Raw genomic sequence first — 13,190 nt, 5'->3', positions numbered from 1 at the left:
GAAGCTATGTTAGTCAAATTATTTTTTAAACAATGGAAGTCCAAGATGAAAAGCCTGTCTCCGGCAAGACGGATTTTTCTTAGCTTTGCCTTGGTAATCTTGATGGGCTCCCTCTTATTGAGTCTGCCTTTTGTCCAGCAAGCAAGCTCAACAGCAGGCTATGTCGACCACCTGTTTACCGCAGTCTCCATGGTCTGTGTAACGGGGCTCTTTACCCAGTCGGTAGCCTCGACCTATAATGGATGGGGGCAGTTGATCTGTATGCTCTTGATTCAGATTGGTGGTCTAGGGATCTTGACCTTTATCGGTCTCTTCTTTATGGAAAGTCGTCAAAAGCTCAGCTACAAGGACCGGCAGATCATCCGGGATAGCTTTAGCTTTAGCAATAACCAGAGCTTGGCCCGTTTTGTCCGTTCTATTTTCATTACCACCTTTACCATCGAAGGTATCGGAGCCTTACTCCTCATGATTCGCTTCATTCCTCGCTTTGGCTGGGGTCATGGGATCTTTAACTCCATCTTTGTCGCGGTTTCCGCTTTTTGTAATGCGGGCTTTGATAATTTTGGGGGCGATAGTATGATGAGTTTCCAGACCGACTGGCTGGTGAACCTGACCTTGTCTGCCCTTATTATTACGGGGGGATTAGGTTTTATGGTTTGGTTTGACCTGGCCACCAAGGCCCGTAACCAATCGGGTCGGCGAACTCTTCGCTTCCATACCAAGGTGGTTCTCTGGTTGACGGCCGCGATCCTTCTCTTTGGGACAGTGACCAGTCTTTTGACAGAGTTTAATAATCCAGCAACCATTGGGTCCCTTTCTTTCGGAGACAAGGTCTTGGTCAGCTTCTTCCAAACCGTCAGCATGCGGACAGCTGGTTTTTCCTCCTTAGATTATACAACAGTCCGGCCAGTGACGCTCTTTATCTATCTCTTGCAGATGTTTCTAGGTGGAGCACCAGGCGGGACAGCAGGGGGCATGAAGATCACTACCTTCCTAGTCTTGATCCTTTTGGCTCGCAAGGAATTGCTGGGACTACCCCATACCAACCTAGGCAAACGAACCGTCGAACCAGACTTGGTCCAACGTTCTTTTGGGACGGCGGTGATTTTCCAGTTGACCTTCTTAGTGGGGCTATTAGGAATCTGTTTGGTGACGCCGGATGGCCAACGCTTTATTTATTTGGTCTTTGAGGTAGTATCGGCTCTAGCGACAGTAGGTGTGACAGCCAATGTGACCTCGACCTTAAATGGAGCAGGGCTGGGGATCATCATGGTGCTTATGTTTATCGGTCGGATCGGCCCTTTGACCCTCATGGTTAGCTTGAACAATTACCAAGCCAAGAAAGCAGATACCTTGCAGTATGCCAAGGCAGACATCATTATCGGATAGGAGAAACTCATGGCGAATCGAACCATTGGAATTTTAGGATTAGGAATTTTTGGACAGAGTGTCCTGAAAACCCTGCAAGACCAGGATGTGGATATTATTGCGATTGATGATCACGCAGATGTGATCAACCAATATGAATCCATGATTACAACTGGAATTGTCGGGGATATTACGGACTTGGACCTCTTGGATGCAGTAGATATTGGGAACTGTGACACAGTCGTCATCGCGACGGGTGAAAACCTTGAGTCCAGTGTGCTGGCTGTCATGCACTGTAAGTCACTTGGTGTTGAGCACGTCATTGCCAAGGTCAAAAATGAAGTAACCAAGGAAGTCCTTGAGAAAATTGGGGCTGACTTGGTCATCCTACCAGAGGTAGAAGCGGGAATATCCCTAGCTAAGATGATCCTCTTCCAACATGGGATTGAAGTCTTCCAGTTGGACGAAGAAGTGGTAGTGGTTGAGTTTACGGTTCCAGCTAGCTGGGTAGGAAAAAGCCTTCAAGACTTGGCTGTCAGAGAGGAGTACCATCTCAATATTATTGGTTACCGAAATGCGGAAGACCAGCCACTTCAGATTCAGATCAGTCCCGACTTCATCTGGCCAGAAGGGGTGCGCGTGATGGCCGTGACGGATAATCAGTATCTGGATAGGATCCAAGACTTGTTAGACTAATAGTGTAGAGAAAACGACCGAAAGGTCGCTTCAAAATGTTGATGAGAGTGGGACAGAAATCGGTCATTCGTTAGAATTCGATTTCGTCGTCCCACCTCCGCACAGTTGAGTAGGGCTGTAAAAACTGATGAATTCAGCCTAGTAGAGCCCACTCAACCACTGCGTCTTGCTCGACAATCCAAAGACAATTGAGAGGCTAGGACTTTTGTCCCAGCCTCTAAGTGATTCTGCAGAAAAATGATTTTTAATTTATACTCCGCAGACGCCCTTTGTATCTTGATTTAGTCATGGAACTTCCTGGATTGCTGAAATCATCCACTGGATAATTTCACCTAACGTCCGTCCTCAAGGTCGTCAAAAATCTCTTGCCATTTTTCCTCATACGTGCCTTAGCAGATATGTTTGGATCGAGTCTCATGTATCTCTTGATCAATTGGGGAAGTTGATCTTATAAAATTTTAGGAAAGGCTCTGTCAAGTGTTGACAGGCCTTTTCTTTAGTGTTATAGTAAATCGTAAACGCTTACACAGTGGAACAAAGCAGATGAAAAGAGGGGAAAGTTAGATGCCTTATAAAAAGAGGAGGAAAAACAAATGGCAGGACCAGTGATAGTTGGAGAGCACTACCGAATCTCCGTGTTAACGGAATCTTTGGTGCGCTTGGAATATTCAGAGAATGGTGTTTTTGAGGATGGACAGACGCAAGTTGTGCAAGATCGAGACTTTGGAGCAGTTTCTTGTGAGATTACAGAGACCGAAGAGGTCCTCGATCTGCATACGGAGCATCTCCACCTTCATTTTGAAAAGGGACCTTTTGCACCGGATCGGCTTTTTATCGAACTCAAGGGCCAGTATGCAGTCTATGGTAGCCGATGGCACTATGGGGATCGGCCTGAGACCTTAAAGGGGACCAGTCGGACGCTCGATGAGGTCGATGGAGCTATGGAGTTGGAAGATGGGATCTTAAGCAAAGCAGGCTATGCTCTTTTAGACGATTCTGCTTCTTATTTGTATGATGTCGAAAGCGGATATAGAGCACGGCCATGTCCAGAAGTGGATTTGTATTTCTTCGGTTATGGGCGCGATTATCTAGGCGCCTTGAAAGATTTTTACCATCTGACAGGACAGCCACCCCTCTTGCCACGTTATGCTCTGGGCAACTGGTGGAGTCGCTATTGGCCTTATACCAGTCAGGAGTATACAGATTTGATGGATCGTTTCAAAGCAGAAGGGGTGCCTCTAGCAGTCAGTGTGATCGATATGGACTGGCACAAGACGGCGATTCCTGCTCGCTTTGGAAGTGGTTGGACGGGTTATAGTTGGAACCGGGATTTGATTCCTGATCCAGCTGCCTTCTTAAATGGCCTGCATGAGCGTGGTTTAAAGGTGACCTTAAATGTCCATCCGGCAGATGGAATTCGCGCCTTCGAAGATGCTTATCCCATGGTCGCAAAACGCTTGGGACTGGATGCGGAAAAAGAAGAAGCTGCTAGCTTTGATTTTTATAGTCCAGCCTTTCGTGAAGCCTATTTTGAAGATGTCCACCATCCCTTAGAAGATCAAGGAGTGGACTTTTGGTGGATTGATTGGCAACAGGGAAGTCATGGCAAGATGGATCCACTTTGGTTGTTAAATCACTATCATTATCTAGACAATTGTCGAACAGGTCAAGCTGGTCTCATCTTATCACGTTATGGGGGACCTGGAAGCCACCGGTATCCAATCGGTTTTTCAGGGGATACCATTGTGACTTGGGAATCCCTAGCCTTTCAACCCTATTTTACCAGCACAGCTTCAAATATCGGCTACACGTGGTGGAGTCACGATATTGGTGGTCATATGCGGGGTTACTATGATGAGGACTTGGCTCTTCGCTGGTTGCAGTTTGGGGTCTTCAGCCCGATCAATCGTCTCCATAGTTCTTGTAATGCCTTTAACAGCAAGGAACCGTGGTTTTACTCGCCTGAGACCTGTCGCTCGATGAAGCGGTATTTGCGCCTGCGCCACAGCTTACTACCTTATCTTTACACCATGAATGTGGCGACGCATGAACAAGGACTGCCTTTGGTTCAACCCCTTTATTACCATTATCCAAACCAAGAAGAGGCTTATGAGGCTAAAAATCAATATTTCTTTGGCAGTGAACTCATGGTGGCGCCAATTACAGAGAATCTGGATCCTGTCTATCATAGTGCTTCTGTGAGTGTTTGGTTTCCAGACGGAGTATGGTATGATTTCTTCCATGATTGGAAGTACGAAGGAAAAGGCAAACTCACAGTTTTTAGAGCTAGCCAGGATATTCCGGTCTTTGCGCGTGCAGGAGCCATCATCCCTATGGATGCACAACCGCAGACAGGGGTAGAGCTTCCAGAAATGCTGGACTGGCATCTCTTCCCAGGTGACAATCGTTCCTTCGTGCTCCTTGAAGGAGAAGGAGATAACAGGGTTGAAACCCGCCTAACTGTCAATTGGGATGAAAGAAAGATTAGGCTGGATGTAACAGGTGATCGAACGCTGCTTCCTGAAAAGAGACAGCACCGGTTCTTCCTCCATACCTTTGAGACAGCCCCTATCTTAGTGGACAATCACAGTCAGGAGATTGCGATGGGAGAGCTGCAATCGCGTCCTACCGCAAAAGAAGATCGGATGTTTGAGCTCTTGAAATCTGCCAACCTGGCCTACGATAGAAAGAATGAATTATTTGCGGCTTGTTCAACAGCCAAGGATTGGAAACAGTTGATGAAGATCATTACGCCTTTAGAGGAAGGTTTGCGTCAACGTCTCTTTGAAGTGATTTATTCCAGTGAAGAGAATGAAGACTTGTAAATTCTTGCAATTTCACCCCTATTATTGTAAGATGAAAGTGATTTCACAATCATAAAGGAGAAGAAAAAAATGGAACAAAAATGGTGGCATAATGCCGTAATTTACCAAGTTTATCCAAAAAGTTTCAAGGATAGTAATGGCGATGGCATCGGGGATCTCAAGGGGATCACGAGCAAGCTAGACTATCTGGAAAAGCTAGGGATTACAGCCATCTGGCTCTCACCAGTCTACAAGAGTCCCATGGATGATAACGGCTATGACATCTCGGATTACGAGGATATTGCCTCCATCTTTGGTACCATGGAAGATATGGAAGAATTGATCGCAGAAGGTCAGAAACGCAAGATCAAAATCATTATGGACTTGGTGGTCAACCATACCTCTGATGAGCATGCTTGGTTTATCGAGGCGCGTGAAAACCCAGACAGTCCAAAGCGGGATTTCTATATTTGGCGCGATGAGCCCAATGGCATTATTTCTGCTTTTAGTGGCTCTGCTTGGGAGTTCGATGAAGCTTCAGGTCAATACTACCTGCATAACTTTAGTAAGAAGCAACCAGACCTTAACTGGGAAAATGAGGAGCTTCGTCATCAGATCTATGACATGATGAATTTCTGGATTGATAAGGGAATTGGTGGCTTCCGTATGGATGTGATCGATATGATCGGTAAGATCCCAGATCAGGAAATCATCAGCAATGGTCCCATGCTCCATCCTTACTTGAAGGAAATGAATCAAGCGACCTTTGGCGATAAAGATCTGCTCACGGTGGGAGAAACTTGGGGGGCGACTCCAGAGATTGCCAAGCAATACTCCAATCCAAAAAATCAAGAATTGTCCATGGTCTTCCAATTTGAACACATCGGCCTTCAATACCAACCGGGTCAACCAAAGTGGTACTACGCCAAGGAATTGGATGTGCCTAAATTGAAGGAAATTTTCACCAAGTGGCAGACGGAATTAGGAGAAGAGGAAGGCTGGAATTCCCTCTTTTGGAACAACCACGATTTGCCACGGATTGTGTCCACTTGGGGGGATGATGGCGACTACCGTGTCAAATCTGCCAAGGCTTTAGCGATTCTGCTTCACTTGATGAAGGGAACTCCTTATATCTATCAAGGGGAAGAAATCGGGATGACCAATTTTCCATTTAAGAGCCTTGAGGACGTAGAAGATATTGAGTCGATCAACTATGCTCATGAAGCCTTAGAAAAAGGGGTTCCGCTCGAAGTGATCATGGATCAAATCCGCCATATTGGTCGGGACAATGCCCGGACACCGATGCAGTGGAATGATGAAGCAGAAGCTGGCTTTACGACAGGTCGTCCATGGCTTGCGGTCAACCCAAACTACAAAGAGATCAATGTGGAGGCTGCCCTAGCAGATCCAGACTCTATTTTCTATACCTACCAAGCCCTCATTGCTTTGAGAAAAGAGCACCCTTGGCTTGTGACAGCTGATTATGAATTGGTGGACGCAGCAGACAAGGTTTTTGCCTACAAGCGGGTAGAAGGAGAGCAAGCCTATTTGGTGGTTGTCAATCTCTCCAGTCAAGAGCAAGAGTTGCCACTCGTCAATGGGGTCGAAGAGGTTCTCATTGCCAATACCAAGGTAGAGCAAGTCCTCGAATCAGGCAAGTTGGCCCCTTGGGATGCCTTTTGTGTCAAACTAGCCTAATAAAAGTAAGAAAAATAGAGGAAATTACTTCCTCGTAGAAGCAGGTCTTTCTCAGCAGAGAAGGCCTGCTTTATTTTTAGGGGCTGTTCTTCTAGCAGAATCCGCTCAAAATTCGCTCAAAAATGGTTTTGGGGATGCTTGGGTTATAGGAAATATTTATAAGAAGTCCTAGTTTTTGATTTTGATTTCTGCTCTCAAGGCCCATTAAATCTGTGTTATAGTTTTTGGCTATATCAAAATTCGTGTAAAAGCAATTATACAAGACGGCTATCTTCTGATATGATAGTGTCAATTAGAATTTTTGGAGGACACAACATGTCAACTACAATTATCGGTTTCCCACGTTTGGGTGAATTCCGTGAATTAAAATTTACAACTGAAAAATACTTTAGAAAAGAAATCTCAGCAGACGAGCTCTTGGCAGCTGCCAAAGACTTGCGTGCGAAACACTGGAACATTGTCAAAGAGCAAGGCATCTCAGAGATTCCTTCAAATGACTTCTCACACTACGACAATTTCCTTGATGCAGCCTTCCTTTTCAACGTTGTGCCTGCATCTGTTCAAAACTTGGATTTGACAGATCTTGAACAATACTTTGCTTTGGCGCGTGGTTACCAAGGTGAAAAAGGGGATGTGCGTGCCCTTCCAATGAAAAAATGGTTCAACACGAACTACCATTACATCGTTCCTAAATTTGAAAAAACAACAGAAGTGAAATTGGCTGGTCACAAGATTTTTGATGAGTACCAAGAAGCTAAAGAATTGGGAATCAACACTCGTCCAGTAGTCGTTGGACCATTCACATTCCTTCAATTATCTGACTTTGAAGATGGTGTGAAAGCGGAAGACTTCGTCGACAGCCTGGTTGCTGCTTATCAAGAAGTCTTTGCCAAATTGGCTGAGCTTGGTGCGACTCGTATTCAACTCGATGAGCCAGCTCTTGTCAAAGATTTGTCAGCTGAAGAAAAAGCTCTCTTCTTGAACCTCTACAACAAACTCTTGGCTGACAAGAAAGGCCTTGAAGTCTTGATCCAAACTTACTTTGGTGATGTTCGTGATGTCTACAATGACCTTGTAAACTTACCAGTAGATGGTATCGGTCTTGACTTTGTTGAAGGGAAGAAAACTCTTGAACTCGTTAAAGGTGGCTTCCCAGCTGATAAGACCCTTTATGCTGGTATTGTGAATGGGAAAAACATCTGGCGCAACAACTATGAAAAGAGCTTGGAAATCTTGGATCAAGTTCCAGCTGAAAAGGTTGTTTTGACAACTTCTTGCTCCCTTCTTCATGTGCCATTTACAACGGCTAACGAAGATTTTGAACCAGCTATTTTGAACCACTTCGCCTTTGCAGTTGAAAAATTGGGTGAATTGCGTGACTTGGATGCCATCCGCAATGGTCAAGGGGCAGAAGCTCTTGCTGCTAACAAAGAACTCTTTGCAACAGAACGCGTTGGAGCAAATGCTGAACTTCATGCTCGTATCGCAGCTTTGACAGAAGCAGACTACACTCGTTTGCCAGCCTTCGCAGAACGTGAAGAAATCCAAAAAGAAGCCTTCAAGCTTCCAGCACTTCCAACAACTACCATCGGTTCATTCCCTCAAACTAAGGAAGTTCGTGCCAAACGTTTGGCCTTCCGTAAGGGTGAATTGACACAAGAAGAATACGATGCCTTCCTTGCTGAAACGATTGACGAATGGATCAAATGGCAAGAAGAAGTTGGATTTGACGTACTTGTACACGGTGAATTCGAGCGGAACGACATGGTTGAGTACTTCGGTCAAAACTTGTCTGGTTACCTCTTCTCTAAAAACGGTTGGGTACAATCATACGGTATGCGTGGAGTGAAACCACCAATCATCTGGGGTGATGTCACTCGTCTCAATCCAATCACTGTGAAATGGTCTAGCTACGCACAAAGCCGTACGGGCAAACCTGTTAAAGGGATGTTGACTGGACCTGTTACCATCCTTAACTGGTCATTCCCACGTGAAGACATCTCTATCAAGGATTCTACTCTTCAAATCGCTCTTGCCATCAAGGATGAAGTTCTTGACCTTGAAGCTGCAGGTGTGAAAATCATCCAAATCGACGAAGCTGCTCTTCGTGAAAAATTGCCACTTCGTCGTAGCGACTGGTACGAAGATTACCTTGACTGGGCGATTCCAGCCTTCCGTTTGGTACACTCAACTGTAGCGCCAGATACCCAAATCCACACTCACATGTGTTACTCAGAATTTACAGATATCATCCCAGCGATCGATAACTTGGATGCGGACGTTATCTCATTTGAAGCTAGCCGTTCAAACCTTGAAATCTTGGATGAGTTGAAAGCCAAAAACTTCCAAACAGAAGTTGGACCTGGGGTTTACGATATCCACTCACCACGTGTCCCACAAGACGGTGAAATTGATCACACCATCGAAGCAATCTTGGCTAAAGTACCAAGTGGCAAAGTTTGGATCAACCCTGACTGTGGTTTGAAGACTCGTGGAATTAAAGAAACAAAAGAAAGCTTGATCAAACTCGTTAATGCCGCTAAAGAAGCGCGTGAACACTTGTAAGAACTGTTTCGAGGACCTTCTATCATCGTGTAGAGGGTTTTCGAATCGTTCCCTTATCCTAGAAATAGTGGCTCAGAGTTCTTGATCAAAGAAACAAAAGAAAAGGATAGAATATGTCACAACACACACCGTCTCTGTCATTTGAAGTTTTTCCTCCAAATCCTGAAGTAGGCAATGCCAAACTCTTACGTGCCTTGGCAAATATGCAGGAGCTAGCTCCTCACTTTATTAGTGTGACCGCTAGCAATAATAAATACAATATCAAAGAGACGACGGTTGCTTTAGCCAATTACATTCAAAATGAATTGTCTATTCCGACAATTGCTCACTTGCCAGCCGTTTATTTGAGCAAGGAAAAAGTGGCCGATACTCTTCATGAGTTAGATGAAGTAGGGGTTCATCGGATTTTGGCTCTGCGTGGGGATATTATCCCTGGTGTGGAACCTTTAAAAGACTTTCGTTATGCAACGGATCTGATTGAATTTATCAAAACAGAAGCGCCCCATTTTGAGGTAATTGGTGCCTGCTATCCTGAGGGACATCCGGATTCGCCCAACCAAATTTCAGATATTCAAAATCTTAAAAAGAAGGTAGATGCAGGGTGCTCTAGCTTGGTCACTCAACTTTTCTTTGACAATGAGCGTTTCTATGATTTTCAAGATAAGTGTACCTTGGCTGGGATCAATGTTCCTATTCATGCAGGAGTGATGCCGATTCTCAATCGCAATCAGGCCCTTCGTCTCCTTAAGACTTGTGAAAATGTTCATATCCCACGGAAGTTTAAAGCGATTTTAGACAAGTATGAGCATGATCCAAAGTCACTCAGAGCAGCAGGACTTGCCTATGCAGTCGATCAAATCGTTGATTTGGTCACTCAAGATGTGGCAGGTGTCCATCTTTACACCATGAACAATGAAGATGTCGCTTACCACGTCTACCAAGCAACAAAGGCTTTATTTGCTCATCAACCGAATTTTGAAGTGAATTAATCAACACTTTTAGTAGGAAGTGTAGAGATTGAGAAAGAATCGTTCTCAGTCTCTTTTTATTTGGATAAATTACTTGCTAAAAGCCAACTTTTTTTTTATAGTATTAATATGAAGTTTTTGGAGGCGCTTGCAATGAAGAAAGATCTCACGTTAAAGTTATTTGGACCCCCTAAGGTTGTTTTCAATCAGAAAACTATTCGGTTTTCTTTTTCGAAGATGGAGGCCTTGCTTTATTATTTAGCGGTCATGGGCCAAGTTAACCGTGATGAAATAGCCAGTATCCTTTGGGGAGATAAGGAAAACCAAGTAGCTCGCAAAAACTTACGGAATACGGTTTACCAAGCCAATAAAATCTTTGAAGGAGATATCATTGTCTCACCAAGCAGAAGTAGTTTGGCTCTTAATCCTGAGTTGAGTCTTTCTTTGGATGTTCAGCTCTTTGAAAGAAATCCACTAAGTGCCTTGGATCTCTATCAGGGAGACTTTCTAGAGGGCTTCTATGTCAAGGATGATGAAGACTTTGATCAGTGGGCTTCTCGCAAACGAGATGCTTATAGGAAGCTCTATGTCGAAAGTTGCTATCAAAAAATTGAGCAGGTCGGTTTTGCAGATCCTAGTATAGAACTCTTGCTCCATCATTTGGTAGAGCTGGATGAATTTGAAGAGAAAAACTACCAGCTCTTGATGGAGTATTATAGCTTCCATCATCAGCTAGGAAAATTTTTTGAGACCTATTATAAGCTAGTTGATTTATTGGATCGCGAGCTCAGTGTGCGTCCCAGTCGAGCGATTGAGGAACTTTATCACTCCGTTTTGGAAGCCAAACGAACTCATAAACTGACCAATTGCTTGAATATCCGTGAACTTTCCTTCTTTGGTCGGAAACAAGAACTCTCGCAACTCGAGGAATACCTTTCCTTAGTCGAGACAGGTGAAGCGGTAGGTCCTTTTCTCGTGATGGGGCAATCTGGAACAGGTAAGAAACGTCTGTTGCGACAGTTGGTCTTGATGTCCAATCGCAGTTTTAACTTTATCAAGGTGGAAGGAAAAGCTACTAGTCAACGATACGAAGGAAGCAGCTGGAATGATCTCAGACAAGCGCTAGAGAAACTGGGGGATGAGATGGGGATTTCCCTTCTGGAAGAGGAGGATGATCTCATTTCTGTATGGAATCAGCTTCAAGGCCTTAGCAAAGAAAAACCGCTCCTGATCCTGCTTGAAAACGCCCAGTGGTTCGATGCAGTGTCTCTAGAAAAAGTGAAACAACTAGAGGAGAGAAGAAGTCAGGAGAAATGGCAACTAATTTTCACAGCGGAAGATCCCCTACCAGATTTCTTCGTCAACTTCTTGGGGGGCTTGAAGGTAGAGAAACGCTTGTCCCAACTAGAGTTGACCAATTTTTCCCCAAGTGAAAGTCGTGCTCTCTTGAAAGGGGAACTGGGGGCAATAGAGCCGGCAGTGATGGAGCAGATGGTTGAATGGAGTGAAGGCAGTCCGTTCTTGCTGTCCAGCTATATCGAAGAGTGGAAAGAAAATGAAAATTTAGAACCCTTGCCTGATATCATTCAAGCCTATCTTTCTCAGGAACTTGGGGATATGAGCAGTGAGGAAGAGGCTCTTCTACACTACCTATCTTGTTTTCATAAGCCAATTTCTCTGTCTATCTTGGCAGAATTGACGGCTACAGAGCTTCCTGTTTTGACAGAATTAATCGAGCCTTTATCTGAAAGAGCGATCGTCTCAATAGTAGAAGAAGGAGAGGCTCTCATGGTTCAATTTTGCAAGCAATTGGTAGCCATGTACTGTTACCATCTTCTTTCGCCAGCTAGACGGCGGCTCTTCCACCAACAAATTGCGCAAAAATTGGAAGAAACCTTAGAAGATGCGACGGACCTTCTTCTTTATAAGGAAATTGCCTACCAATACAAGCAATCCCAAAATCTCTTGCGCTCCTTATCGTTTGAGTTGACCTACTTAGAAGAAATTCTTCAGCTGGAGCATGAACTGTTTCCGATTTATTCCAAGGCAGATGAGGGGTTCCTATCAGATGGTACAAATAGCCATTTGGACATTTTTGGAGAGCTATCCCGCATTCGCCAAGAATTAGATAACCTCTTTTCAAGGCACCAAAGAGATAGAGAATACAAGCATTTGCAACTGCGTTACTTGTACCTAGAAGGTCGCTATTTTATTCGGAGTGGGGAGTATCAAAAGGGGATTCATGATATCCAAAAAGTCATCTCCTATGCGCGGGAACTCAAGCAATCCGACTTCCTCTTAGAGGGTTATCGGCAAATTATTTATTATTGCATTCAAACGGAGAATATCTCTGAGATGGCCTATTATACAGATTTGGCTCTGGAAGATGCTATCCAAGCCAATAATCATGAGGTCATCGCGATCCAGTTGCGTTTGAAAGGCTTGTATCACCTGATGGTTGGGGATGAGGAGCAGGCGACCCGGCATCTGTATCGCTCCATTGATTGCTTTAGTTTAACCAATAGCATGCAGGCCAAGTATGCCATTCAAATTGCAGCTTCTTTGGCCTACCTCGCTGAAATCGAGCAAGTGAGAGGACATTTCCAAGTAGCGGTCACCCACTTAGAAGAGGTTCTGCGTTTAGTGGGAGATCAAGCTGTTGATTCCGTCCGTGTCGTCTTTGATATTGATCTTGGGATCGCCTATTATTGGAAGGGAGATTTGATCCAAGCTCGCCTCTGTTTTGACAGAGCTCAGAAGATTTTGTCCAGTGTTCGCTTCCCTTGGAAGGAAGAATTGCTCGAATTTTACCAATCCTTGATTGCTTGTCAGCAAGGGGATCAGGAGAAGGTTGCGGATTATCTGGCTCGAAAAGAAAGGACGATGAAACCATCTGCTAATTCACGGGATAAGGGGATGGTTCATTATCTATTAGCTTTCTTATCTGATCAAAAGGAGAAAGGAGAAGAGCTCGCTCCTGCCCTGAGCACCTTCTTGAAAGAAGATAAGAATTACTACAAGAAGGTGGCAGAGCAACACTTGAATCCCTACAGAGATCGTCATTTTCTTAAAAAATTAAAAGACCTGTAGT

The 13,190-nt window shown here is 44.5% G+C and carries 7 protein-coding genes and 1 pseudogene; all 8 read left to right on the top strand.

The annotated features are described in order from the left end of the window. The first annotated feature begins 6 nt into the window (after nucleotides 1-6). Nucleotides 7-1,389, top strand: coding sequence for a TrkH family potassium uptake protein (locus tag LPB220_RS09040; RefSeq protein WP_150906498.1), 1,383 nt, complete (start codon nucleotides 7-9; stop codon nucleotides 1,387-1,389). 9 nt (nucleotides 1,390-1,398) lie between these two features. Then, nucleotides 1,399-2,064 (top strand): potassium channel family protein, encoded by a 666-nt coding sequence (locus LPB220_RS09035; protein ID WP_150906496.1) that lies wholly within the window; start codon nucleotides 1,399-1,401, stop codon nucleotides 2,062-2,064. Between the two features lie 353 nt (nucleotides 2,065-2,417). Beyond that, a pseudogene (locus tag LPB220_RS10865) lies at nucleotides 2,418-2,510 on the top strand (CPBP family intramembrane glutamate endopeptidase); the annotation flags it as partial. Nucleotides 2,511-2,657: 147 nt separating this feature from the next. Continuing rightward, nucleotides 2,658-4,889, top strand: a complete 2,232-nt coding sequence (locus tag LPB220_RS09025) for a glycoside hydrolase family 31 protein (protein ID WP_150906494.1) — start codon at nucleotides 2,658-2,660, stop codon at nucleotides 4,887-4,889. Nucleotides 4,890-4,958: 69 nt separating this feature from the next. Further along, the gene (locus LPB220_RS09020; protein ID WP_150906492.1) at nucleotides 4,959-6,566 is read left to right on the top strand and encodes an alpha-glucosidase; all 1,608 of its coding nucleotides are present in this window, start codon (nucleotides 4,959-4,961) and stop codon (nucleotides 6,564-6,566) included. A 315-nt stretch (nucleotides 6,567-6,881) separates the two neighbouring features. Continuing rightward, the gene (metE, locus tag LPB220_RS09015) at nucleotides 6,882-9,131 is read left to right on the top strand and encodes a 5-methyltetrahydropteroyltriglutamate--homocysteine S-methyltransferase (RefSeq protein ID WP_191904605.1); all 2,250 of its coding nucleotides are present in this window, start codon (nucleotides 6,882-6,884) and stop codon (nucleotides 9,129-9,131) included. 113 nt (nucleotides 9,132-9,244) lie between these two features. After that, nucleotides 9,245-10,120, top strand: coding sequence for a methylenetetrahydrofolate reductase [NAD(P)H] (gene metF / locus LPB220_RS09010; RefSeq protein ID WP_003008657.1), 876 nt, complete (start codon nucleotides 9,245-9,247; stop codon nucleotides 10,118-10,120). A 132-nt stretch (nucleotides 10,121-10,252) separates the two neighbouring features. Next, nucleotides 10,253-13,189, top strand: a complete 2,937-nt coding sequence (locus LPB220_RS09005) for an AAA family ATPase (RefSeq protein WP_150906488.1) — start codon at nucleotides 10,253-10,255, stop codon at nucleotides 13,187-13,189. The last annotated feature ends 1 nt before the right edge of the window (nucleotide 13,190 follow it).

The sequence above is a fragment of the Streptococcus sp. LPB0220 genome, from assembly GCF_008727815.1.
GTDB lineage: Bacteria > Bacillota > Bacilli > Lactobacillales > Streptococcaceae > Streptococcus.
The sequence above is the reverse complement of the archived record's forward strand: the minus strand, read 5'-3'. Positions and strand labels throughout refer to the sequence as shown.